We start from the raw sequence: 22,969 nt of genomic DNA on the forward strand, positions 1-22,969 counted from the left end.
AATCATCAACCAAACTACTTATAAACGAGTTTAAAATTAAAAGGTTATTACTATTCTGTCTGAGTAGCGAAAAAAGCAACCATCAAGTACATGGAGTAAAAACTCTACCCTGAAACTTATTCCTCTTAGAGGATAGTGAGACTGAATAAAAAGTCAATTCTTCTGCATGGGTACCTCGTTACAGGGTAACGAGGCTACATTGGGTATTGATAATAAATTTAACCAGTTCGGTTTGATGGTAATTTTGAGAAAAGAACTGATAAAGGATTGTTGGTGATAACACCAACAATGGCACTAAAATGAGGGAAATCTACAGCATACATCTTGTCATTCTGAAAGGATCTTGGCGGCAAATGGCAATGGTAGTTCTGTAAAGCCTTTCTAGTGCGCCTACAAGTTCTTTTCAGGATGACAAAGAAAGAAATAGGATCATTTTTGCCGTTGTACTTAGTTTCCTGCCAAGGCTAAGAAATTAATGAGGAAAAAGACATCGCTTGCGCTAAAGTGGGAAAACTAAAAGGTCGTTTTGGAGCTGCTTTCAAGAAAGTGGCTCCAAAACGACCTTTTAGGCAAGCCTTCAGAATGAAGGCTTAAACTGCAATTTGCTACACCTTAACTTTATAGAAAGGCGGTATTTTTTACTGGTACAGCTTCTTGGCTAGAATATACTCGGCTACAGGTTCTGGCAAGAGGTAGCGGGTAGATTTGCCTTCTTTGAGGCATTTTCTAATAAAGGTGGCGGAGATGTCCAGTAAAGGAGCAGGAACCATGGTTATCTTGGTGTGCTCTTTCAGGGCATCGGGAATTTTACCGCTTCCCGGCCTGGGGTACACTAAGACCTCGTATTGCTCCAAAATCTGCTCGTAATTCTTCCACTTCGGTAACGTGGCCAAGTTGTCTTCGCCCATGATGAGCACGAACTGGTAGGTAGGGTACTTTGCCTTGAGATAGGTAAGCGTATCAATGGTGTAGCTGGGCTTTGGCATCCGGAACTCAATGTCTGTGACACCCAAGTCGGCATTATCGGCAATGGCCAACCGCACCATGTGCAGGCGGTCAAACTCGTGTAGCAAACTGTTGCTGGGCTTGAACGGGTTCTGCGGACTCACCACCAGCCAGACCGTGTCTAGGGTAGTGTTGGCGGCCATGTAGTTCGCCAGGATCAGGTGCCCTATATGGATGGGGTTAAAGGATCCAAACAACAATCCTACCCGCATGGCTACACAATTGGTTCTTCGGGATGGATGAAGTTACGGACCAGTTTCTCTGCCTGTGCGAAAGCATCTTCCAGGTTCTCGTTCACGATTACTTCATCAAACTGATCTTCAAAGCTCAGCTCGAACTTGGCCTTGAACACCCGGCTGGAAATGCTGGAGGCCGAGTCTGTGTTACGGGCCACCAAGCGCTTGGAAAGTTCTTCAATGGAAGGTGGTTTCACGAAGACGGCCAAGGCGCGGTCTCCGTAGAAATGCTTCACGCTCAGACCACCTTTCACATCTACATCCAGAATGGCGTGTTTGCCTTCGGCCCAGATGCGTTCAATCTCAGATTTGAGGGTACCGTAGAAAGCGCCTTCATATACTTCTTCCCACTCCACAAACTCATCGTTCACGATTTTCTCGCGAAACTCGTCTGGCGTGATGAAATAATAATCTTTGCCGTTCACCTCAGAGCGCCCGCGGCGGTCGCGGGTACAGGCTGAGATAGAGAAACTTAGCTCTGGCAGAACGTTTACTAAATGACGGACAATTGTAGTTTTACCGGCGCCGGAAGGGGCCGAAAAGATGATGATTTTACCTTGCATCCGGGGTAGGAAAGCTTAAAACTAAGCTAGTTGGTGGATTCTTGATTTGATGGTGTCTGCTAATGTAGCGGGGGTACCTGGCCGGCGTAATGACGCATTCAGGAATTTCACAAACAACTGTTGTTTGTCTATGCTTTCAAAGCAGGGTGAGCATTCGTCGGCACGTTCGGCAAGAAAGGCTTCATCTTCGCTGGTGGCCACACCTTCCAGCCATTTCTCAAACACGCCTTGTACCTTTTCGCAATCAGATTCGCGGCTCTCATCAGAGGCATTGGCCCCCATCAATTCATCAGTCATTGTAGTAGTCCCCATCATTTTAAATTCTTTTATCCATTATAACCCATTGACTTCGCATATTGCTCCAACTTCTCCTTGAGGAAATGCCGGGCCCTGTGTAGGCGACTTCTCACCGTTCCTATGGGAATATCCAGAATCTTGGCCATTTCCTCATAGGTGAACCCCTCCAAATCGCAGAGGATAATCACAGTTCTGAAGTCTACCGGCAATGAGTTGAGCGCACCCGCCACCTCATCTCCAATCAGGTCCTGCACACTTTCCATGCGCAAGTCAGTAGTACCGCCAGAACTGTCGCCCTCCGCATCTACGTCTTCAGAATTGTAGTAACCTTCTACCTCAGAGTAGTCTACTTTGGCAGGTTGTTTACTCTTTTTCCTGAAGTCATTTATGAATGAGTTCTTTAGGATGCGGAACAGCCAGGCTTTGGCATTAGTTCCGGGTTCAAAGTAATCGAAGAAGCGATACGCCTTGAGATAGGTTTCCTGCACCAAGTCATTGGCGTCATCTTCGTCCAGGGTTAGACGAAACGCGAAGTTATAGAGAGGCGAGATAACTGGCATCAGCTCCGCCTCAAACCGGGCGTCTTTCTCCTCTTTCGTCATGGAATTCGCTCTCTGTTCGCTCATTGGTCTTGATTTTGTACTTTTACACTTGGGGATAAAAATACCTATACGCAAATATAGAAATTAAATATACATAGGTACATACGAATATTGGGCTAGATGTTTACATTACCCGGCCCAAAGCTTGTTTTGAGGAATTTATCTCCCTCTCTATTTTGTTTCTGCGCTGCATGCCTCACCCTATTTCAGTTACCATACTTGCCAAAAACAGCCAGGAATTGCTGCCGCAATGCCTGCAGGCGTTGACCCAATTTCCAGAGGTTATTCTACTGGACAACGGCTCTACTGATGCGACCGTTTCCATAGCCAGCCAATTCCCCAACGTCAAGGTATTCCACTCTCCGTTCATAGGATTTGGGCCGCTCAAGAACCTGGCAGCCTCTTACGCCTCGCATGACTGGGTGCTTTCCATTGACAGCGATGAGATGATGTCTCCTGATCTGGTCCAGACTATTCTGGCGCACCCCTTAGATAACGCCAAAGCGTACCGGTTCTTGCGCCACAATTTCTACGGAAAACGGTTAATAAACGCCTGCGGTTGGGAAAATGATTATGTGCTGCGGCTTTTTAACCGCAAAACAACCCAATTCACCAACCGTGAGGTACATGAAGGAATCATGACCGATGCGGTTACGGTGGAAACCTTGCCCGGCATCCTGAACCATCATTCCTTCAAGAACACCACAGAGCTGCTGCAGAAACTCAACCAGTACACCACGCTCTTTGCCCAGGAAAATCGCTTCAGGAAAAAGTCCTCGGCCCTTAAAGCTTCTTACAAAGCCTTCTGGACGTTCATCCGCAACTACTTCCTAAAACGGGGATTTCTATACGGGTTTGAGGGATTTCTGATTTCGGCCTGTAACGCGAACGGCGCTTTCTACAAGTACATGAAACTGCACGAAGCCAACCGTGCCATGACCACCAGCCTCATCATTTCTACTTACAACTGGCCCGAGGCTTTGGAAGTGGTCTTGAAGAGCGTAGCCCTGCAACGTGAATTACCAGATGAGGTGATTATTGCCGATGATGGCTCCCGCGCTGAAACCAAGGCATTGATTGAGGAATACCAGCAGCACTTCCCCGTACCACTCCGTCATTGCTGGCACGATGACACCGGCTTCCGATTGGCCGCCATCCGTAACAAAGCCATGGCCCTGGCTACCCGCGAATACATTCTCTCCATTGACGGCGACATGGTGCTGCACCCTGATTTTGTAAAGAGCCATAAACGCATAGCCCGCGTTAACACCTTCATTCAAGGCAAGCGTGTGCTGTTGCAACCAGAGCTTACCCAGCAGATTCTGCAAACTAAACAGTGGCGCATCACACCTTTCTCCTCGGGCATCATCAACCGTTTCAATGCTGTTTCCTCAGAATTCCTAGCAAAACTCGGCTCCAGAAAACGCCCCGACATCAAAGCCATCAGAGGCTGCAACATGGCCTTCTGGCGCGCTGATGTGCTGCGCATCAACGGCTTCAACGAGAACATACAAGGCTGGGGCCGCGAAGACAGCGAATTCGCCATCAGAATGCTGAACGCTGGTGTGATACGCCGAAATCTACCCTTCGGTGGCGTAGGTTACCACCTGTACCACCCAGAAAACGCCCGCACCTCGCTCCCGGAAAATGACAAGATTCTAGCCGATGCTATTGAACAAAAAGCCAAATGGTGTGAGAATGGGATTAGTAAGTATTTATAAGTATAAATCATTTCCCTTCTCATCAGATTAACAAAATTTCCCCTTCAAGCACTCTCTCCTTCTTTGTCATCCTGAAAGGATCTTGTGGGCGAACTAGAAAGGCTTCTTTGCCTTGGGAAAGGCTCTTCTTTTGTAAGTTCAAAGAGAAAGTATCCTTAACAGAGAGTAAGCGTTATTACCGTTCGCCCACAAGATCCTTTCAGAATGACAAAAGAGGGAAATATCTACCAAGGATGAATTCACCTCAGAGGTTATTCTCCTGAAGATGCAGAAAGTCACGGAAGTAACGTCCGCGCCATAGATGCTCACACAAGACCTTTTCGAGATGACATCAGAGGAATTTATTAAAACAAAACGCCCGGCTCCTTTACAGAAGCCGGGCGTTTTTATGTTGTTTTCTGGAAAAGACCCAGAAAGCGGATGCTTAGTAACGGTAGTACTCTGGTTTGAATGGTCCTTCTACCTCAACGCCAATGTAGGCAGCTTGCTCAGGAGACAGTTCTTCCAGTTCTACACCAATTTTAGCAAGGTGCAGACGGGCTACTTTCTCATCTAGGTGCTTAGGCAGGGTGTATACTTTGTTCTCGTAAGCCTCAGCATTCGTCCAAAGCTCAATTTGGGCCAACGTCTGGTTAGAGAAAGAGTTAGACATCACGAACGATGGGTGACCAGTGGCGCAACCCAAGTTCACCAAACGACCTTCCGCTAAGATGATGATGTCTTTGCCTTCCAGGGTGTACAAGTCCACCTGTGGTTTTACCGTGTCTTTGGTGTGACCGTAGTTCTCGTTCAACCAGGCCATGTCAATCTCGTTGTCAAAGTGACCAATGTTGCAGACAATGGCTTTGTCTTTCATGGCCAGGAAATGCTCAGCACGGATGATGTTGAAGTTACCGGTTGCGGTTACTACAATATCAGCCTCTTTAATGGCATTCTCCATTTTTCGCACGGCGAAACCATCCATGGCAGCTTGCAAGGCGCAGATTGGGTCAATTTCCGTTACAATCACGCGGGCACCGGCACCACGCAACGAAGCGGCAGAACCTTTTCCTACGTCACCGTAACCAGCCACTACGGCTACTTTACCAGCCATCATCACGTCAGTAGCTCTTCTGATAGAGTCTACCAATGATTCTTTACAGCCGTATTTGTTATCAAATTTAGATTTGGTCACAGAGTCGTTCACGTTGATAGCGGGCATCAACAAAGTGCCGTTCTTCATACGCTCATACAGACGGTGCACACCCGTGGTAGTCTCTTCAGACAGACCTTTGATGCCGGCCGCCAGCTCTGGGTATTTGTCAAACACCATATTGGTTAGGTCACCACCATCATCCAGAATCATGTTCAAGGGCTTACGATCCTCTCCAAAGAAAAGAGTCTGCTCAATACACCAGTCAAACTCCTCGGCGTTCATGCCTTTCCAGGCATACACTGGGATACCGGCAGCCGCGATAGCCGCCGCAGCGTGGTCCTGGGTAGAGAAGATGTTGCAGGAAGACCAGGTTACCTCGGCACCCAAGGCTACCAATGTCTCAATCAACACGGCCGTCTGGATTGTCATGTGCAAGCAACCGGCAATGCGGGCACCGGCCAGAGGCTGGCTAGCACCGTATTCCTCACGGATGGCCATTAAGCCTGGCATCTCGGCTTCGGCCAGTTTAATTTCTTTTCTTCCCCACTCAGCCAGGGAAATATCTTTTACTTTGTAAGGCAAATACGTTTCTACCATTGTAGTTCTTTTTTTACAGAAGAACCGCAAAGGTACGTAATAAGTTTATCATCCTCAATCAAATGACCTGTAACGGTTTTTTGGCATTTTTCTGCCAAACAGGCGTAAAACAGCCCCCCCCTAGCAAAGCTTTCAACTTTTATCTTTTCTTCATGCCTCTCCCGCTCACTCCTGCTGAACGCGCCTTTCTGGAAGAACATCTTTCCGCAGACCCTGCCCATCTGGTGTTACAGGCCAAAAAGTGGCCGACGTTGGACGTACCCAAACTGGCACAACAGATACGAGCCCGGCAAAAGGCCAAAAGCAAAATTCCTTTCTGGGCGGCTAACCTGGATTTACTGTTCCCTGCAAACCTCTCCGTTGAGCAGAGTTCCTCTGAATTGACGGCAGCTTTTAAGGCGAATCTGATTTCGGGCGAGACACTGGTGGATTTAACGGGTGGCTTCGGGGTAGATGCGTACCATTTTGCGCAGCGGTTCAGGCAGGTGACGTACGTAGAGCAACAGACAGAACTGGCTCAGATTGTCGCGTTCAACTTCACCCAACTGGAGGCGAAGAATATAACTGTGCAAGCTATGGAGGCAGAGACCTTTCTGAACTCCTTAGAACAGCCCGTAGATGTGTTCTACTTAGACCCCGCCCGCCGCGGCCAAAGCCAGGAACGCGTGCATTTACTGCAGGACTGTGAACCCGATGTCCTGGGTCTGCTTCCTTTGCTGCTGCAAAAAGCCAAAGCCGTTTTGTTGAAAACCGCTCCCATGCTGGACATCGACCTGGCGCTTCAGCAGTTGACCCAGGTAGCACAGGTGTGGGTGATTGCGGTGCAGAACGAATGCAAAGAGGTGCTGTATTTATTGAAAGCCGATGCTCCTGCTGCTCCCTTAATCACCGCCGTAAACCTGAAGCCAGACAAACCCGAAGAGCCCTTAACCTTCACCAAAGATGCCGAAGAAAACGCCTCGGCGACTTTTTCTGAACCGCAACGGTATCTGTACGAACCCAATGTTGCCTTGCTCAAAGCGGGTGCTTACAAATGGCTGTCTGCGCACTATGGCATAAGCAAATTGCACCGAAACAGCCATCTCTACACCTCCACTGAACTGCAAGCGGCGTTTCCGGGCCGCATTTTTGAAATCACGGCTCATCCGAAAGCCAACGCCAAAGAACTGCAGCAACTTCTACCCGCTAAAAAGGCCAATATTACCGTCCGAAATCATCCGCTTACGGTGGCGCAGTTACGGGACAAAGTTAAATTGAAGGAAGGCGGAGACGATTACCTGTTTGCTACCACCGATTTGAACAACAAGCCCATTCTGCTGCTCTGCCGGAAGATTTAGTTGTTAGTTGATAGTTGTTGGTTGTTAGTGATTCGTGTACATCGCTGAGCGTAGAGTTAGCGCCAGCGCTCTACGCTCCAACGGATAGCCAATCTCCTGATTGGCGAGAAGGGACAGGCAATCGGCACAGACACTCGCAGGACCTACGGACACTACGAGGTCTTTAGAGCAAACAGTATTGCGGCGGTAGGCAGAAACTGGTTTGGAGACTCGTGCCAGCGCGTACACTAACAACTGAAAACTAATACTTCGGATTGGCCTTGCTTACCCAACGGTTCCCTTTGAGGCTGAACCGCCAGGGCAAGAGGGCATCGGCGCCGGCGTAGGCGACACCTACTCTTGGGCCAGCTACTATTTGGTCTTCGGGTACGTGCATGCCTCGGTCTTCAAACCAGATTTCATTTCCGGTTACGTCTGTGCCGTTGTGTTGGGTGGAGATACCGAGCGCTTGCGTCAACAAACCAGGGCCGGCGGTGAGGCGGGTTTCTACTTTGACCAGACCTCGGCGAAGCTGCATTTCCTCTATCCCTTCAAGTGGTTCAAGGGCTCTGATGAGCACGGCATCAGCGTTGCCTTCTGTGTTGGTGACAATGTTGAACAGCGAATAAATGCCGTAGATGAGGTACACGTAGGCCACGCCGCCCTGCTGGTACATGATCTGGGTGCGTTTGGTGCGACGGCCCAGGTGGGCGTGGCAGGCGGCATCATTCAGGCCAGAATACGCCTCTGTTTCTACTATCATGCCACCGGTGAGAACGCCGTTAAAGCAGGTGTAGAAATGTTTGCCTATCAGGTCGCGGGCAATGGTGACGGAATCTGGTCTGGTAAAGAAATCTGCGGGTAGTTTCTGTTGGAGAGCCATAGGAAAAGCCGTTACTGGCGGACAAAGACTTCGGTGGCACCATCTGCGATGACGTTGTTAATGACCAGGGTGTTTTCGCCGCAGAACCAGAACTGGTACCCTACGGGCGTTAAGCTTTGGCCCACCAGTTTGAAGGGTTGGCGCTCTCCCTGCAATTTGCCGTTCACGTGCTCTTCGTACTCGCCATTTTCAAAAAATATTAGTGTTTTGGCATCGCCTATTCGCTCTCCGGTTAAGAACTCATCTTCCTGCGCGCCCATGTAATTGGTCTGGATTCCCCGCAATTCCCACTTGCCCGGCAGGCTAGCTATGGCCGTGGCCGAGTCTGTGGAAGAGAATTCGCATAAGGTTACCGCAGCTTCCCCGCCCTCTTTGTTAGCCGAAGTCTTATTTGCCGGTTGTTCGCCATTTGTCTGGCAAGAGGCCAAAAACGCCGTTAAAACCAAGGCCGCAGCAAGTATGTTTTTCATAGCAATTATCCGTTAGAAGATGAGCAAGAACGCAAAAAGAAAAGGGGCAGCCAAGTACCTGAATTCCTTGTCTCCCCCTTTCCATCTTTTGAAGGTACTCCTGCTTACGTTAGCGTCTCTTCTCCACTGCCTTCTGTATGTTGAAGTACAGTTCAGTAAGGTTGAGTTTGTTGGGGGTTTGCAGCGTCACTAAGTCATATTTGTTTTCTACCAGTTGAGGGCTGCCCTTCTGCCGAAGCCCCACCACCGTCAGGAACATATACTCGTCGCGGGGCGCATTCAAGACCACAGCGGTTTCTTTGCTTCGGCCGTTGCCACTGGCTTTGATGGCGGCCATGACCCCTTCAAACTTGGCGAGCCACTTCTTACTTTCTACCTGGTTGTTCATTTCGCCGTAAGCCATGTGCATGAGGTACATCACGTCCAGGTTGAAAGGGTCAACGGCCAGTAGTTTCTTGCCGGTACTCACAATCTCGGGAAACCGCTCGTAGAGCAACATCTCATTTAAGGCATCGGCCTGGTCGTTGGGCCGGTAAGGGTTGTACCCGGCTTGGGTGGTCCAGCCGTAATACAGGTGCTTGTACTCGTCTATGGTCAGGTTGGGGTCATTGGCCTGGTAGCGTTTGAGTAAAACGGGGTAGTACATCTTGGACTTGGACGAAGTCACCGCCGTTTTAATGGCCGCATAATCTATTTTGGAGACGGTCTGCGGCTGCTTGGAGGCGGCGGTCTGAGGTTGTTTGGAGCCGGTCTGCGCCTGACTTTGAAAGACGAAACTGAGGAACAGGATACTTGAAAATATAAATTGTTTCATGTAGAAAGAAAGGGAAGTGGTACTAACAGGCCAATGGCAAATACAGTGCTAAAAACTAGCGGCTGCTCAAAAAAGTTACGCGTACCTTTCAATGTGTATTCTATTTTCAGCCTGTTTCTTGTAAAAGAACGTTGAAACAGAAAAATTATGCTGAATAGAAGATTCTTCTGTTTTAGATGCGCTTCTTTTAAAAGCAGCCATAAAGGAGAAAGCGGGTTGTTTCTGAAAACTAAATATTTGGTTTTCAGAAACAACCCTTAACTTCCGTTAAAGATATCTTCCTATGAAAAAGCTGTTTCTGTTGATTTCAATGCTTTTGAGCTTACTTACTACTACACAAGCGCAAAAAATTGTTTCCACTTTCCGGCAGGCGGAAGGTACGCCATATGCCATGCAAAAGTTAGATGCCCAGTATAAGGCCGCTATTCACAGTGATACTTCCCAAGCGGTGTTCAAAGGAGAGGAAGAGAAGAAACTCATTGCCGCCTACCAACAACTGCTTCAGGAAGTGGGAAGGCATTTAGCGGACAACGGCTTTGAATGGGACAAACCCACCCGCTGTTTCAACCGCTTTTACTTCAGCAGAGACGGCAGTATTGATTATTACCTATTCAATATAAACCCGCAGGAGGCAGACAGCCAGAAACAGGCCAAATTTCAGCGGCTTATGAGCCTGTTTATTCAAGGGCACACTCTTCAGCTGCAAGGACCAGTAAAGTTCAGCCAGTGCAGCCCGGTTGTGTACAAAGATTAGCGGCTTACCTTTCCGTTTACCGGCCACTTCTAGAAAATTGGCTTAGAAATGGGTTTTAGTAATTTTTCCTGGTCTGCATAGCACTCTTTCCAAACTTCCTGTACCTTTGCCCAGATTTTGGTGACAGCCTCGGCCTTCTGCCGATGATGTCTTAAAAGGGAATCAGGTGAAAAACCTGAGCTGTTCCCGCAACTGTTATCTTCCTTTACGTTCTGCCCACCGCAGGCCACTGTCTGTTTTACAGATGGGAAGGCCGGGCCGAAGAAGAGAGCCAGGAGACCTGCCAACGTCAAACTTTCACCTGGAGGCTTTCGGGAAAAAAAGCAGCAAGGATGGTGGCCCCGCGTGGGCTGGCGTTTTCGTGTATTTCTTTCGTTGGGGTCTCCTCTGCTTTAAAAGCCGAGGGTATGTTCCGTTGTCTGTTTCTGTTTGTGTGGGTTATGGTTAGCACAGCGTTTCTGGCGCTGCCCCAAAGCTATGCCCAAGTACCAGATACCGTGCAGTTGGCTCCTGTCACGGTGGCGGGCCACCGCTACACCAAGTACGCCGCCGGAGCCCGGGTGCAGACCGTAGACTCTCTCCTCCTGCAACGCCGCCCCGGCGTTTCCTTAGCTGATGTTCTCCAGCAACGCAGCCCGCTGTACCTCAAAAGCTATGGCAACGGCATGACGGCCACGGTGGCGTTCAGGGGTACTTCTTCCAGCCACACCGCCGTTCTCTGGAACGGTTTCAATATTGCATTGCCCACGTTAGGCATGTCAGATTTTGCCTTACTTCCCCCTAGTACCAATACTCAGGTGAGCCTTCAGCATGGTCCCAGCGGTGCGTTGCACGGTAGCGGGGCGGTGGGAGGAGCTGTTCTGCTGGAAAATCCAGTCTCGTTTGCCCCTCAGCAACAAGTACAGGTGCACCAGGAAATAGGCAGCTTCGGGCAACGCCGCACCGCCGCCGCGGGTTCTTTCTCCGATGGCCGCCTTGCCCTCACCTCCTCCTTTACCCGAACGTCTGCTGACAATGATTTCCGGTTTGAGAACACCACCGCCTTCGGGTCTCCGTGGGAAAGGCAGCAGAATGCCGCCTTTGAACAGACCAGCCTGGCGCAGGAGGTACATTACCAGCTAAGTCCGCTGCAGCGGTTCTCGGTGCGGGGCTGGTACGTGAAAACGCACCGGCAGATACAACCGTCCATGGGCAGCGCCAACACCCACGCCCAGCAGGACGACGAAAACCTGCGCCTCATGGGCGAGTGGCAAGGCCTTCTAGCCGGGGGCACCACTACCGTGAGAGCCGCCTACTTCAAAGACCGCCTGGATTACCGTAACAACGCCTCGCTTACTATCGATGACTCCCTTTCCCTTTCCCTTTCTTCCGTTGACACCTACCAAAGCCAAGTAGAGCACGAGCGCACGTTACTCCCTAATCTTCTACTACAGGTTGGGGCCGAGGGCCAGTTATTCAAAGCCGATGTGGGTGGTTACGGCAGAAAAGTAGACGAACAGCGGTTTTCCACGTATGGCTGGCTTCGCTATGACCCGTTGCCTGAACTACAAGTAAGCTTAAACGTGCGGCAGGCTTGGGTACAGGGTTTCAATCCGCCACTTACGCCTACATTGGGCGCGAATGTCAGACTATTGGAACAGAATGGGAATACGCTTTCGGCGAAGGCGAATGTCTCCCGCAGTTACCGCGTACCTACGTTAAACGACCGCTTTTGGCGTCGGGGCGGCAATCCAGCCTTAAAACCCGAAAGTGGTTGGGGCTACGAGGGAGGTTTGGAGCATCATTACAAAAAAGGGCAATTCAGCGGTACTACAGAACTCACGGTTTATGCCTTACAGGTGAAAGACTGGATTCAGTGGCAACGGGCAGCTTCAGGTGAGTATGATGAACCCGTCAATCTACAACACGTGCGTGGGCACGGGGCTGAGTTGGATAGCAGAGGACAGTTCATTTTAAACCCTGATTGGTCTTTCTCCGGAGGCGTGGCCTACGCCTACACTATTTCGCAACAGAAATTACCAGATGCCCGCGCCCAGTTACAGGAACGTCAATTGTTCTATGTGCCCAAGCACAAGGTCGCCTCCTGGGCCGAGGCTCGTTACCGTAGTTGGTGGCTTTCTGGAGATGCCACGTTCACCGGCCGTCGGTTCACGGATAACGACAATAACAACTGGTTACCGGCCTACGTGCTCGTGAATGCCAGTTTGGGCAAAACCTTCCGGTGGAACTCCTTCGAGACCCAGGTTCTGGCTCAGGTGCACAACCTCTCCAATACCGTGTACCAAACCATGGCGTACCGCGCTATGCCGCCGCGCAACTTCCGTCTGGCAGTTTCCTTGACGTGGGCCAAACCTCAAAATATTTCCGCTCAACCCTAATTTTTTTTTCAACACACCCTTACTATGAAAGTAACCCAATTTAAGAAGTACCTCCTGTATGTGCTGTTAGGCAGCAGTACTGTTTTTGCCTCCTGCGACAGCGATGATAAAGATAATCTGCCTACGTTTGAGAACGGAGCGTTTGTGACCAATGAAGGGAATTTTGGATCTCCAACCGGGGAAGTCAGCTTTATTTCCCGCGAGGATAAAACCATTATCCCTGAACTTTTCACTACCGTGAATAATCGTCCCTTAGGAGACGTGGTCCAATCAATGACTTTCGCCAACAACCGGGCTTACATTGTGGCGAACAACAGCCAGAAGATTGAAGTGGTAGATGGGCGCACCTTTGTCTCCGAGGGAGTTATCAATGGTCTGGAAATGCCCCGCTACTTTGCCGCGCTCAACAGTCAGAAAGGCTACGTGACAGAGTGGGTGACCTACAGCGGTGCAGGCAGAGTAGCCGTTCTGGATTTGTCCACTAACCAAATATCTAAAACCATTCCGGTTGGCATTAATCCCGAAGCGCTTCTGCTCCACAATGGCAAGCTTTATATTACTAATAGCGGCGGGAATACTATATCCGTGATCAATACCAATACAGACCAGGTAGAAAGCACCATTACTGTACCAAACGGACCTAACAGCCTGGCGCTGGATGCCACTGGAAATATGTGGGTGCTGTGCGGGATGACGTTCTATAACGCTGACTATTCCGTTGACCTTACCCGTACCACTAATGGACGATTAGTGAAGTTCAACCCCGTTACCCCAAACACCCAGACCTCCCTTGAATTCCCTTCCATGGACAGCCAACCACGCAGTTTGGTCATCAATGGGGCCGGAAATCAACTGTATTATAAATTCGGGAATTCTGTTTACACGTTGTCTACTTCTGCCACCACCCTTTCTTCTAGAGCACTTCTCTCCCGCTCAGGATTATATGGGTTAGGCGTAGACCCCAAGGACAATACCATCTATGTGGGTGCCGGACCTTACAACTCCAACGGACAGGTTATCCGGTTCCAATCTTCCGGCACAGCCATTGACTCATTTCAGGTAAGAGTTCTGCCGAACGGCTTTACTTTCAGATAGGCTGGTTTAAGGTCGTTTACCGGAAATCGGCTCAGAAACGCAACGAAGCCAGATTCAGCTGAGTCTGGCTTCGTTGCGTTTAAGGGTTTATTGACGTATTTGTTCTTCCTGGTTTCCGTCTGAGTTCGGTGCCCTATCTTCTAATTTTCTACCTTAGCAGCATGAAACGTTTTCTTCTCCACAAAACCATGCTGGGCGGGCTTTTGAGTGCCGCTGTTTTCTTTTCCACTTCCTGCAAAGAGGAAGAAAAAGAACTAGTACCCACGTATGAAGCCGGAGTTCTGATTTCCAACGCAAGTGCCACAGGAAACAGTAGTGTGAGTTTCTATGACCGGGCCACCGGTACCGTGGAGCCAGATCTTTTCAATAAGGTAAATGGTCGTTCGCTGGAGGGCAATGTGCTGTCCATGCCCACTGCGTTTGAGAAGATGTTTCTACTGACAAGTAACCAGAAAATAGAAGTTCTTAATGCCCGTACGTTTGCCTCAGTGGGTGTGATGGATGGTTTGCAGGCACCACAAAGCTTTGTAGCGTACAATAGTTTAACCGGGCTGGTAAGCGAATCATTGCCGTTGCCTGATTCTGGGAGAGTGGCCGTGGTGAATCTGAACACGTACCAGGTGATCGGAAGCATAAAGACAAGAAAGAACCCGGGAGTCATGGCTTTGGTAGGGAATAGATTGTTTGTAGCTTATTCTGACAGCAACCAAGTCAACGTCTTTACTATTACACCAGCCAGTGTAGACGCTCCCCTTACCACCAAATTAGAAAAGACCCTTACCATAGGCGACCGCCCCAACAGCATGGTGGTAGACGGTTCTGGATATCTCTGGATTTTATGCAGCGGAAAAGCAGATGCCACTTCCCCGGCGAACAATACCAAAGGACGATTGGTACGCATTACGCCAAGCAACCTCACCGTAGATCCTGTTATCTTTGAATTCCCCGGCACGGCCTTTCAGCCCAAAAACCTTACCTTAAGCGCTAGCCGGAACCGCCTTTACTTTCTGTATGACGGGGTGTATGTGATGGATGCGGGCGCTGCGGCTACAACCCTTCCCAAAGTTCCTCTCATTAACCGCCGCTTCCGGCTCCTGGCTCAGGACCCCACCGATGGCTTGTTGTACACCTCCCCTGCAGCCACTACCGGCAACACTAACTGGGTAATCCGGTACCGCAATACAGGTGCAGTGGTAGATTCTTTCCAGGTGCAGGGCGTGCCTAGTGGGTTCAAGTTCCGGTAAGCGGCTTCAGGCGTACTTTAGCTAAATAAGGCCCAAAACAGGAAAGCCTGCCCTTATACAGAGCAGGCTTTCCTGTTTTAATTCTTACCTGACTATTGGTTGTCTCGGTCTTGTTTTCTTTCGGCCGCGCCACCCACTCCCTGGTTACTTACCCCAGTGTTACGTTCTCTTACCTTATTTTCCTGCTGTTCATAGACGGCCTGGTTGGAAGAGTCTGACGAGGTAGTATTCAAATCGTCCTGGCTTTCATCAGAAAGCCCTTCCGGGTTGCGTTCGGTAGGACTTTTGTCTTTAAAATCACTTTCCTCCACGTTCACTTCGCCCTCACTGGTGCCGGTGCTGCAGGCAGCGGTGCCTACCAGCAATGCGCCTCCTAGAAACAAAGAATAGGAAACACGTTTTATGGGAACAAATAGCTTTTTCATAGATATAGGTCAGTAGATTAGCAATTAGGCAGGCTTTACCAAATACTTGGAACCTGCACAAGGGATAGTACGCGCTTCATAGGTTTTGAGTTAGCCCGGCTTCTGCTTTCCGCCACATTTTACTTTACCGCTTGTTCGGGCTAACCTTAATGAACCCTCTCTCCGTACAACAGAACACGCGGGGCAATCCGGCGTAAGCACTTGTATAAGTTTCACCTCAACTAAAGGAGAAGAAATCATGACCAAAGGAAAAGGCGAAGATAGCCCAAAGCAGCATAGACAAGACCAGGACAGAAGCTGGCGCGATATCAACAGCCAGAACGATCAACTCAACAACAGCAACCGCCACAACAACAACCCTCCGTACGAGGGCACCCCGGAAACCATGTCCAACCCTGGCACACCGGGCAGCGGAAACCAGAAATCCAGCAACAATGACCAGGGAGGCATGGATACCGGCGCGGGCGTAAGCGGACAACCCAACAACGAACACAACCACAACCGCGACCAGGGCACCAACGACCCCAAGTTTCAGGACGGTCCGGTGGCCGGCGGCGCCGATAACACCCGCGGCGAGAACGTACCTTCCAGAGAAGGACACGGCGGCGGCGCGAAGAAGGGGAAATTTGACCCAGAACAACACTCACCGCAGGGTTCCAACTCCAACCCGTCAGACACCCGCGGTTCAGACTCTTCAGACAAAGAGTTCATGAACAACCAGCCCAACGCCAGTACCCTCAAAGGCCACAAAGACAAAGAAGGTCTGGGCAATGAGAAAGAATAACTTCTGGTAGACGAAAATAGACACGGCAGCAGGCTTTTACAACCTGTTTTCCGCAAAAGACCCGGGAAACGTCTCGGGTCTTTTGTTTTGGGCCGGAAACCTGCTTTGCCGTATCTTAGCGAAACTATCTGCCCAAGCAGACAATAACTTCAGTTGATGGAAGCACAACCCAATGAGAATGTGATTACTCCGCAAGTGGTGGCCCAGAGCCTTTCCTTTGAAGGGTACATGGCCTTGGTGCGCGAAGCCGTGGCCCAGGGAAAAACCACGGGCGTAGACCAATCTGATTTTTTGGCCCGGTTAACCAAAGACAACCTGGCCATTATGGAGCGCACCTATACCACTCCGCTTTTGCCCGAACTGGTGAACATGGTGCAAGCTCTGGAAAAACCGCAACTGTGGCTGGTGCTCACCGAAGGTTGGTGCGGTGACGCCGCCGTGCACCTGCCGGTGTTGGCCGCCCTGGCAGAGCAATCGCCAAACATAGAGTTCAGAACCATTCTGCGCACCGAACAACCCGCTGTCATGGACGCGTACCTGACTAACGGCGGCAAAAGTATTCCCAAACTGATTGCGCTGCACGCCGAGACGCTACAACCCTTGGGTTCCTGGGGCCCCCGGCCGTTTGTGCTGCAGGAATATGTGCTGGATTTGAAAAAGCAGGAACTGCCCCTGCTGGAGTTCATCAAGAAATCCTTGGGGTACTCAGAAGAAAATAACGGTCAGGCCCTGCAGGCCGAATTGCTGCACCTGATTCCCCAATGGGCGAAAGCCACGCACGCGTAACATGGCTAAAGTTGTCAAAAGACATCCGTTTCAACGCGACTGGCGCCGTGATTTACTTATTGTTGCGCTTATCAGTATGTTGCTGGCCATGGCCTTGCTGCTGTACACGTTCGGTTTGCCAAATGATTTTATTTACCGGCTGTTCAACGCGTTCTTCTTTCTCTTTCTCCTGATTGCCGGAACCGCCTTTGTCATAGTGCCGGGCGTGAACTGGGTTTTCCTGCGTTTTTCAGGAAAACGGACCAAGAACGCCAAAGCTGTCCCTAAAATTGCCACCCCCAAACGGAACCTGCCTAAAAGGAGTCCTGAGTCCTGAGTCTAGAGTTCTGAGTCAGAATTTTAAACTCAAGATTTTTAACTCAGGACTCAGAACTCAAGACTCAGATCTCCCAAATTATGGAACATCACCTATATATCAAAAACATGGTTTGCCCCCGTTGCATTGCCACGGTGACAGACGTTTTGCACCAACAAGGACTGGCGGTACAGGAGGTGAAACTGGGTGAAGCCGTGGTTACCGGTGACCAGGAACCAGACACCTCGGCTATTGCAGAGGCCTTGCACGCGCACGGGTTTGAACTGCTGCTTGAAAAAGACGAACAGCTTACTGATCTGATAAAAACCACTCTCCTGGAGTACCAGCGCGATCTGGAGGCAAACTACCAGCCCATCACCACCTCGGTGTATCTCTCAGAGAAACTGGGTATGTCTTACCAGCACCTCAGCAAAGTTTTCTCGCAGCACACAGACACTACTATTGAGAAATACCTCATTCGGCTTAAGATTGAGCGTGTGAAAGAACTCATCTCCTACGGCGAGTTAACCCTCAGTGAAATTGCCTTTAAACTACAGTACAGCAGTGTACAGCACCTCTCCAACCAGTTCAGGAAAGTGACCGGCATCTCTGTGACAGACTACAAAAAGAACCCAACCAGTAACCGCACCCCGCTTGACAAACTGGCCTAGACGGTAATTGTATACATTCTAACGCTGAATTTTATAAAAACGCTGATTGCTTAACGGCGTATGAATGAAGGTGAACCTGTTCAACAGAAGAAATTTGAACAGGAAAATAGAGTGTGAATGTGCTATGATATTGTTTCACCAAACACCAATCTTATGCCCAATTCACAACCAAGGTCCGTATTAGACGCCTTACACGAATGTATTTTAGCCTGTGAGCATTGCGCTTCTTCTTGCTTGCAGGAAGAAGATGTGAAAATGATGGCTCGTTGCATCCAAACAGACCGCGACTGCGCCGATGTTTGCCGCCTCACCCATACCCTTCTGGCCAGGGGCTCACAACACGGCAAGCACCTTTTACGCGAATGCATTGAAGTCTGCGAAATCTGCGCCGCCGAGTGCGAAAAGCATGATCACGACCATTGCAAACAGTGCGCAGAAGCCTGTCGCCGGTGCGCTGAGGCCTGTCGGTCACTGGCTGCGTAAGGTTAGTTTCCAGTTGAGGAGAACAGAACAGCCGGAGTTTCCGGCTGTTCTGTTTATGGCGTAGCAAGAAATTCAGCGCACTCTCTTATCTGAAAAATACGTTTCTACTGGTAAGCCAACTGCCGCTTCGTATTAGCAGAAACCCAGCTGAGTGGTAGAATCAAGATTTGGCTTACGCCGATGCCCTATACAAAATTCTATAAGCCTTATATCTAAAGCTGTAACAAGTTTTTCCGGTTTCGCATTTCTTTGCCTCTGTTGCTAGAGTGTTGATTTTAGCGACGTATGATAATCTATTGAACTTGCTCTCACGTCATGGCGCATTCCCACACTCACTCGCACGACCACCACGGGCATTCCCACGGTCATAGCTTGCCCGCTTCAGGAAACCTGAACACGGCTTTTCTGCTGGGCATTACCTTGAACATCCTGTATGTGGCCGTGGAGGCCGGAGCCGGTTGGTGGTACAATTCCCTCGCCCTACTCACCGATGCCGGGCATAACTTCACCGATGTCATCAGCCTGCTACTCGCCTTCTTCGCCCTGAAAATGGCTCAACGCAAACCCACCGATAGGTTCACCTACGGCTACGGAAAAAGCACCACGCTGGTCTCCTTGCTCAACGCGGTGCTGTTGCTCCTGGCAGTAGGCGCCATTGGCTGGGAAGCCATTCAACGATTGGGAACGGCACCCGCCCTCAACGGAACGGCCATCTCCCTGGTCTCCGGCATTGGGATTGTCATCAACGCTGGTACCGCCCTCCTCTTCTTCCGCGACAAAGACCATGACATCAACGTGAAAGGCGCGTACCTGCACATGGCTGCCGATGCGCTGGTCAGTCTGGGCGTGGTCATATCTGGTCTGGTCATGTATTATACCAATTGGTTCTGGGTAGATGCCGTCATGAGCCTGGTCATTGTGGCGGTGATTGTCTGGAGTACCTGGAGTTTACTGCTGGAATCCCTTCGCCTCAGTTTAGATGCCGTTCCGCACGGGATTGACTTAGCCGCCATCAGGTCATATCTGCTGGAGGTACCCGGCGTGGCCGAAGTACACGACCTGCACGTATGGGCCATGAGCAGCACTGAAAATTCTCTTACCGCGCACCTGGTTCTGGAGGATGGTTCATCAGAGCTTCAACTTTCTGAGATTACCGCCAAACTGCGCGACCATTTCCACATTCCGCACGTGACCTTGCAGGTAGAAAGGAGCGCAGAAAGCTGCGCCGATGCCGGCGTGTATCACTAAAAATAGCCTTACTGTTTCCAGACTCTTTTCGCAAAAGGATGCGCAAAACAGTACCCCCATTTTTTTGAATCGCGTATAAAAAAGTTCACCAAACTTCAAGCCTATGCGTTCTGAGTATAAACCGGCCATTGATGCGTTGCTCGCCTGCATCGCGGCCTGCGACCACTGCGCCACCGCCTGCCTGCAGGAAGATGAAGTGAAAAAGATGGCGCGCTGCATTCACCTTGACCTGGACTGCTCTGCTTATTGTGGTCTTACGGCCTCGTTCCTGTCTAAAGGTTCTGAGCACGCGCGTCTGGTGCTGCGCCAATGCATAGAAATCTGCGAAGCCTGTGCCGTAGAATGCGAACGCCACGCCCACGACCATTGCCAGGCCTGCGCCACTGCTTGCCGCCGTTGCATTGAAGTCTGCCAGGAACTCATCCCTAAATCTGACCCCATCGCTGAACTGCTTTACGCTTCAGCTACATAACATCTGACTAACCATTTTCGCCTGATTTATTGAAATAAGCCCTAAAACGAAGAAGCTCCCTCTACAGTAGGAGCTTCTTCGTTTTTGTAGGGGCAATCCCTTGTGGTTGCCCTAAACAATAGCCATAGCAATTGGCAGAATAATAGGATTCACCCATCAATCTGGAACCTGTCTGGTGCGGGGAAACTGAAAAGGGCAACCACAAGGGATTGCCCCTACATCATCAGCGTATCTTCTACAGAATTGCATAAAATATTCAGCATTTGAGCCGGAGTTCGGCGTTGGTGCTGAGTTGGTAGAGATGCGCGGTTCTTCGCGGAGCGGCTGGTACTAAATTTTATAACACCAGGTACAAAATGCTGTAACGACCTCGCCGCCTGCCACCCGTATCTTTGTACCATACATTGAACCTGAATTAACTACTATGGCAACCCTTACAAGAGAAAAAACCAAATCTGCCATAAAAAATAGCTTTCCTATAGATGGCATGAGCTGTGCCGCCTGCGCCGTGAGCGTAGAATCTATGCTGCAGGCTCAGCCCGGCGTACAAAGCGCCGCCGTGAACTTCGCGAATAAGACCGCGCTGGTAGAATACGCCCCCGGCACCAACTTAAGTACGCTTCAAAAAGCGTTGCAGAGTGTAGGCTATGACATGCTCATCCAGAAAGAAGAGGCTACCCAGGAGGCGCAGGAAGCCCGCGAGCAGGAAGCCTACAGCCAAATCAAAACCAAGACCATTTGGGCCGCCGCCCTGTCTTTGCCGGTAGCGATCATTGGCATGTTCTTCCACCACATGCCCTATGGCAACTGGATTATGCTGGCCCTCACGCTGCCGGTGGTGTTCTGGTTTGGCCGAAACTTCTACGTAAACGCCTTCAAACAGGCCCGCCACGGCAAAGCCAACATGGACACGCTGGTGGCTCTGAGCACCGGCATCGCATTTCTGTTCAGCGCCTTCAACACCTTTTACCCGCAGTTCTTCCTGTCCAGGGGGCTGGAGCCGCACGTGTATTATGAGGCCGCCACCGTCATCATCGCCTTTATTCTGTTAGGCAAACTGCTGGAAGAACGGGCCAAATCCCGCACCTCGGGCGCTATCAAAAAGCTGATGAGCTTGCAGCCGAAAACGGTAAAAGCGATTCGTAACGGACAGGAAGTAGAACTGCCCATTGAAGACGTGCTGGTGGGCGATGTGTTGGTAATCCGGCCGGGCGAGAAAATTCCGGTAGATGGCCGGGTGGTCAGCGGTTCCTCGTTCCTGGACGAGAGCATGATCAGCGGCGAGCCGATTCCGGTGGAGAAAAAAGCCGGCGACCAGGTATTCACCGGCACCATCAACCAAAAAGGCAGCTTGCAGATTTCGGCGGAGAAAGTAGGCGCTCAGACGCTTTTGGCCCAGATTATCAAAATGGTGCAGGAAGCGCAAGGCTCTAAAGCGCCCGTGCAGAAACTCACCGATAAAATTGCCGGTATCTTCGTGCCCATTGTAATCGGGATTGCCCTGCTCAGTTTCGCGGCCTGGTACTTCCTGGGCGGCGACAATAACGTGACGCACGCCTTGTTGGCAATGATTACCGTCTTGATTATTGCCTGTCCGTGCGCTTTAGGTTTAGCGACGCCAACCGCCATTATGGTAGGCGTGGGCCGCGGTGCCGAAAACGGTATTCTCATTAAAGACGCCGAAAGCTTGGAAACGGCCCATAAACTCACCGCCATTGTGCTGGATAAAACCGGCACCATTACCACAGGCAAACCCGAGGTTACTGAACTGAAATTCTTTACCTCACCAGAAGTAAGTGATGTCTTGGCTGGAGTCTTACTGGCTATGGAAAACCAATCAGAGCACCCCTTGGCCGAGGCTGTTTCCAAACATCTCACCGAGCGAGGCACACAACCGGTCATCCTGGAGCATTTTGAAAGTGTGACCGGTAGAGGCGTGCAGGCGCAGTACCAAGGCCAAACCTATTGGCTCGGGAACGAGAAGTTGATGCAGGAGAACGACCTTCGGTTTACCGATGATTTAGAGAAAACGGCTCAGAAACTCAAAGCCGAGGCCAAAACAGTGGTCTTCGCCGGAACAAAAGGTCAGGTAGTTGCGCTTATTGCCATCGCTGATGCTGTCAAAGATACTTCGGCGCAAGCCATTCAAGACCTGCAGCACCTTGGGCTACAAGTGTACATGCTCACTGGCGACAACGCCCAGACCGCTGCCGCCGTGGCCCAACAAGTAGGCCTGCAACACTTCAAAGCCGAGGTGATGCCCCAGGACAAAGCCGATTTCATCCAGGAACTGCAACGCCAGGGACACGTGGTAGGCATGGTGGGCGACGGCATCAACGACTCACAAGCCTTGGCGCTCGCCGATGTGGGCATTGCCATGGGCCGGGGCACCGACATTGCCATGGACGTGGCCAAAATCACGCTCATGCACTCAGACCTCAAAGCCATTGCTAAGGCCATCAAACTGAGCAAAGCCACGGTGCGTACCATCCACCAGAACCTGTTCTGGGCGTTTATTTACAACGTCATCGGGATACCGGTAGCGGCGGGTTTATTGTATCCCGTGTGGGGATTCCTGCTAGATCCTATGTTGGCGGGTGCGGCCATGGCGCTTAGTTCGGTTTCCGTAGTAACCAACAGTTTGCGCCTCCGGACGTTAAATCTGTAGTATTGCTGATTGTTACTTATTGATTGT

23 protein-coding genes and 1 riboswitch are annotated in these 22,969 nt (G+C 50.5%); of the genes, 14 read left to right on the top strand and 9 right to left on the bottom strand.

Features of this window, described 5'->3' with window-relative positions; translation table 11 throughout:
* Positions 1-638 precede the first annotated feature (638 nt).
* The 4 genes from nadD to ACY0JR_RS08390 are packed head-to-tail and all read right to left on the bottom strand — an operon-like array spanning position 639 to position 2,727.
* A complete protein-coding gene (gene nadD, locus ACY0JR_RS08375; RefSeq protein ID WP_462633491.1) occupies positions 639-1,217 on the bottom strand; it encodes a nicotinate (nicotinamide) nucleotide adenylyltransferase in 579 nt (192 codons plus the stop codon).
* A gap of 2 nt (positions 1,218-1,219) precedes the next feature.
* A complete protein-coding gene (gene gmk, locus ACY0JR_RS08380; protein ID WP_462633492.1) occupies positions 1,220-1,804 on the bottom strand; it encodes a guanylate kinase in 585 nt (194 codons plus the stop codon).
* Between the two features lie 21 nt (positions 1,805-1,825).
* Positions 1,826-2,116 carry a hypothetical protein gene (locus ACY0JR_RS08385; RefSeq protein WP_462633493.1) on the bottom strand — a complete coding sequence of 97 codons (291 nt, stop codon included), beginning with the start codon at positions 2,114-2,116 and terminating at the stop codon, positions 1,826-1,828.
* 14 nt (positions 2,117-2,130) lie between these two features.
* Entirely contained in the window at positions 2,131-2,727 is a 597-nt protein-coding gene (locus ACY0JR_RS08390; protein WP_181304593.1) for a sigma-70 family RNA polymerase sigma factor, read from the bottom strand.
* A 167-nt stretch (positions 2,728-2,894) separates the two neighbouring features.
* On the opposite strand from ACY0JR_RS08390, the gene ACY0JR_RS08395 reads away from it, so the two are divergent.
* Complete coding sequence (locus ACY0JR_RS08395) at positions 2,895-4,424, top strand: glycosyltransferase family 2 protein (protein WP_462633494.1); 1,530 nt, start codon at positions 2,895-2,897, stop codon at positions 4,422-4,424.
* 424 nt (positions 4,425-4,848) lie between these two features.
* Here the strand turns inward: ACY0JR_RS08395 and ahcY are convergent, their stop codons facing one another.
* Entirely contained in the window at positions 4,849-6,156 is a 1,308-nt protein-coding gene (gene ahcY, locus ACY0JR_RS08400) for an adenosylhomocysteinase (RefSeq protein WP_462633496.1), read from the bottom strand.
* A 152-nt stretch (positions 6,157-6,308) separates the two neighbouring features.
* Here ahcY and ACY0JR_RS08405 point away from each other — a divergent pair, with 152 nt between their 5' ends.
* The gene (locus tag ACY0JR_RS08405; RefSeq protein WP_462633498.1) at positions 6,309-7,493 is read left to right on the top strand and encodes a THUMP-like domain-containing protein; all 1,185 of its coding nucleotides are present in this window, start codon (positions 6,309-6,311) and stop codon (positions 7,491-7,493) included.
* A gap of 241 nt (positions 7,494-7,734) precedes the next feature.
* Here ACY0JR_RS08405 and ACY0JR_RS08410 read toward each other — a convergent pair whose 3' ends face one another.
* The 3 genes from ACY0JR_RS08410 to ACY0JR_RS08420 all read right to left on the bottom strand — a co-directional run bounded on the left by ACY0JR_RS08410 (position 7,735) and on the right by ACY0JR_RS08420 (position 9,639).
* Entirely contained in the window at positions 7,735-8,355 is a 621-nt protein-coding gene (locus ACY0JR_RS08410) for a DNA-3-methyladenine glycosylase (protein WP_462633499.1), read from the bottom strand.
* An 11-nt stretch (positions 8,356-8,366) separates the two neighbouring features.
* On the bottom strand, positions 8,367-8,825 hold the full coding sequence (locus ACY0JR_RS08415; protein WP_462633500.1) for a hypothetical protein: 459 nt from the start codon (positions 8,823-8,825) through the stop codon (positions 8,367-8,369).
* Between the two features lie 109 nt (positions 8,826-8,934).
* Positions 8,935-9,639 (bottom strand): DUF4919 domain-containing protein, encoded by a 705-nt coding sequence (locus ACY0JR_RS08420; protein ID WP_462633502.1) that lies wholly within the window; start codon positions 9,637-9,639, stop codon positions 8,935-8,937.
* A 391-nt stretch (positions 9,640-10,030) separates the two neighbouring features.
* Between ACY0JR_RS08420 and ACY0JR_RS08425 the strand changes: the two genes are divergently transcribed.
* The 4 genes from ACY0JR_RS08425 to ACY0JR_RS08440 all read left to right on the top strand — a co-directional run bounded on the left by ACY0JR_RS08425 (position 10,031) and on the right by ACY0JR_RS08440 (position 15,110).
* Positions 10,031-10,393: a hypothetical protein gene (locus ACY0JR_RS08425; protein ID WP_462633503.1), complete on the top strand. Its 363-nt coding sequence runs from the start codon at positions 10,031-10,033 to the stop codon at positions 10,391-10,393.
* 101 nt (positions 10,394-10,494) lie between these two features.
* Positions 10,495-10,695: riboswitch (cobalamin riboswitch) on the top strand.
* 105 nt (positions 10,696-10,800) lie between these two features.
* Positions 10,801-12,771, top strand: a complete 1,971-nt coding sequence (locus ACY0JR_RS08430; protein ID WP_462633504.1) for a TonB-dependent receptor — start codon at positions 10,801-10,803, stop codon at positions 12,769-12,771.
* A 24-nt stretch (positions 12,772-12,795) separates the two neighbouring features.
* Positions 12,796-13,866, top strand: a complete 1,071-nt coding sequence (locus ACY0JR_RS08435; RefSeq protein WP_462633505.1) for a YncE family protein — start codon at positions 12,796-12,798, stop codon at positions 13,864-13,866.
* Positions 13,867-14,027: 161 nt separating this feature from the next.
* The gene (locus ACY0JR_RS08440; RefSeq protein WP_462633506.1) at positions 14,028-15,110 is read left to right on the top strand and encodes a YncE family protein; all 1,083 of its coding nucleotides are present in this window, start codon (positions 14,028-14,030) and stop codon (positions 15,108-15,110) included.
* 92 nt (positions 15,111-15,202) lie between these two features.
* Here ACY0JR_RS08440 and ACY0JR_RS08445 read toward each other — a convergent pair whose 3' ends face one another.
* Positions 15,203-15,535: a hypothetical protein gene (locus tag ACY0JR_RS08445; protein ID WP_462633507.1), complete on the bottom strand. Its 333-nt coding sequence runs from the start codon at positions 15,533-15,535 to the stop codon at positions 15,203-15,205.
* A gap of 238 nt (positions 15,536-15,773) precedes the next feature.
* On the opposite strand from ACY0JR_RS08445, the gene ACY0JR_RS08450 reads away from it, so the two are divergent.
* The 8 genes from ACY0JR_RS08450 to ACY0JR_RS08485 all read left to right on the top strand — a co-directional run bounded on the left by ACY0JR_RS08450 (position 15,774) and on the right by ACY0JR_RS08485 (position 22,942).
* Positions 15,774-16,319, top strand: a complete 546-nt coding sequence (locus tag ACY0JR_RS08450; protein WP_462633508.1) for a hypothetical protein — start codon at positions 15,774-15,776, stop codon at positions 16,317-16,319.
* A 156-nt stretch (positions 16,320-16,475) separates the two neighbouring features.
* The gene (locus ACY0JR_RS08455) at positions 16,476-17,105 is read left to right on the top strand and encodes a thioredoxin family protein (RefSeq protein ID WP_462633509.1); all 630 of its coding nucleotides are present in this window, start codon (positions 16,476-16,478) and stop codon (positions 17,103-17,105) included.
* A gap of 1 nt (position 17,106) precedes the next feature.
* Positions 17,107-17,421 carry a hypothetical protein gene (locus ACY0JR_RS08460; RefSeq protein ID WP_462633511.1) on the top strand — a complete coding sequence of 105 codons (315 nt, stop codon included), beginning with the start codon at positions 17,107-17,109 and terminating at the stop codon, positions 17,419-17,421.
* An 80-nt stretch (positions 17,422-17,501) separates the two neighbouring features.
* Positions 17,502-18,071: an AraC family transcriptional regulator gene (locus ACY0JR_RS08465; protein ID WP_462633513.1), complete on the top strand. Its 570-nt coding sequence runs from the start codon at positions 17,502-17,504 to the stop codon at positions 18,069-18,071.
* 153 nt (positions 18,072-18,224) lie between these two features.
* The gene (locus ACY0JR_RS08470; RefSeq protein ID WP_462633515.1) at positions 18,225-18,554 is read left to right on the top strand and encodes a four-helix bundle copper-binding protein; all 330 of its coding nucleotides are present in this window, start codon (positions 18,225-18,227) and stop codon (positions 18,552-18,554) included.
* A gap of 315 nt (positions 18,555-18,869) precedes the next feature.
* The gene (locus tag ACY0JR_RS08475) at positions 18,870-19,802 is read left to right on the top strand and encodes a cation diffusion facilitator family transporter (protein WP_462633516.1); all 933 of its coding nucleotides are present in this window, start codon (positions 18,870-18,872) and stop codon (positions 19,800-19,802) included.
* Between the two features lie 103 nt (positions 19,803-19,905).
* Complete coding sequence (locus tag ACY0JR_RS08480) at positions 19,906-20,274, top strand: four-helix bundle copper-binding protein (RefSeq protein WP_462633518.1); 369 nt, start codon at positions 19,906-19,908, stop codon at positions 20,272-20,274.
* Between the two features lie 424 nt (positions 20,275-20,698).
* Positions 20,699-22,942: a heavy metal translocating P-type ATPase gene (locus ACY0JR_RS08485; RefSeq protein ID WP_462633519.1), complete on the top strand. Its 2,244-nt coding sequence runs from the start codon at positions 20,699-20,701 to the stop codon at positions 22,940-22,942.
* Positions 22,943-22,969: the final 27 nt, after the last annotated feature.

The organism is Rufibacter sp. JT3400010, from assembly GCF_054956755.1.

Coding starts and splice junctions, on each gene's coding strand:
- nadD (WP_462633491.1), bottom strand. CDS start 1,217: ATGCGGGTAGGATTGTTGTTTGGATCCTTTAACCCCATCCATATAGGG.
- gmk (WP_462633492.1), bottom strand. CDS start 1,804: ATGCAAGGTAAAATCATCATCTTTTCGGCCCCTTCCGGCGCCGGTAAA.
- ACY0JR_RS08385 (WP_462633493.1), bottom strand. CDS start 2,116: ATGGGGACTACTACAATGACTGATGAATTGATGGGGGCCAATGCCTCT.
- ACY0JR_RS08390 (WP_181304593.1), bottom strand. CDS start 2,727: ATGAGCGAACAGAGAGCGAATTCCATGACGAAAGAGGAGAAAGACGCC.
- ACY0JR_RS08395 (WP_462633494.1), top strand. CDS start 2,895: ATGCCTCACCCTATTTCAGTTACCATACTTGCCAAAAACAGCCAGGAA.
- ahcY (WP_462633496.1), bottom strand. CDS start 6,156: ATGGTAGAAACGTATTTGCCTTACAAAGTAAAAGATATTTCCCTGGCT.
- ACY0JR_RS08405 (WP_462633498.1), top strand. CDS start 6,309: ATGCCTCTCCCGCTCACTCCTGCTGAACGCGCCTTTCTGGAAGAACAT.
- ACY0JR_RS08410 (WP_462633499.1), bottom strand. CDS start 8,355: ATGGCTCTCCAACAGAAACTACCCGCAGATTTCTTTACCAGACCAGAT.
- ACY0JR_RS08415 (WP_462633500.1), bottom strand. CDS start 8,825: ATGAAAAACATACTTGCTGCGGCCTTGGTTTTAACGGCGTTTTTGGCC.
- ACY0JR_RS08420 (WP_462633502.1), bottom strand. CDS start 9,639: ATGAAACAATTTATATTTTCAAGTATCCTGTTCCTCAGTTTCGTCTTT.
- ACY0JR_RS08425 (WP_462633503.1), top strand. CDS start 10,031: ATGCAAAAGTTAGATGCCCAGTATAAGGCCGCTATTCACAGTGATACT.
- ACY0JR_RS08430 (WP_462633504.1), top strand. CDS start 10,801: ATGTTCCGTTGTCTGTTTCTGTTTGTGTGGGTTATGGTTAGCACAGCG.
- ACY0JR_RS08435 (WP_462633505.1), top strand. CDS start 12,796: ATGAAAGTAACCCAATTTAAGAAGTACCTCCTGTATGTGCTGTTAGGC.
- ACY0JR_RS08440 (WP_462633506.1), top strand. CDS start 14,028: ATGAAACGTTTTCTTCTCCACAAAACCATGCTGGGCGGGCTTTTGAGT.
- ACY0JR_RS08445 (WP_462633507.1), bottom strand. CDS start 15,535: ATGAAAAAGCTATTTGTTCCCATAAAACGTGTTTCCTATTCTTTGTTT.
- ACY0JR_RS08450 (WP_462633508.1), top strand. CDS start 15,774: ATGACCAAAGGAAAAGGCGAAGATAGCCCAAAGCAGCATAGACAAGAC.
- ACY0JR_RS08455 (WP_462633509.1), top strand. CDS start 16,476: ATGGAAGCACAACCCAATGAGAATGTGATTACTCCGCAAGTGGTGGCC.
- ACY0JR_RS08460 (WP_462633511.1), top strand. CDS start 17,107: ATGGCTAAAGTTGTCAAAAGACATCCGTTTCAACGCGACTGGCGCCGT.
- ACY0JR_RS08465 (WP_462633513.1), top strand. CDS start 17,502: ATGGAACATCACCTATATATCAAAAACATGGTTTGCCCCCGTTGCATT.
- ACY0JR_RS08470 (WP_462633515.1), top strand. CDS start 18,225: ATGCCCAATTCACAACCAAGGTCCGTATTAGACGCCTTACACGAATGT.
- ACY0JR_RS08475 (WP_462633516.1), top strand. CDS start 18,870: ATGGCGCATTCCCACACTCACTCGCACGACCACCACGGGCATTCCCAC.
- ACY0JR_RS08480 (WP_462633518.1), top strand. CDS start 19,906: ATGCGTTCTGAGTATAAACCGGCCATTGATGCGTTGCTCGCCTGCATC.
- ACY0JR_RS08485 (WP_462633519.1), top strand. CDS start 20,699: ATGGCAACCCTTACAAGAGAAAAAACCAAATCTGCCATAAAAAATAGC.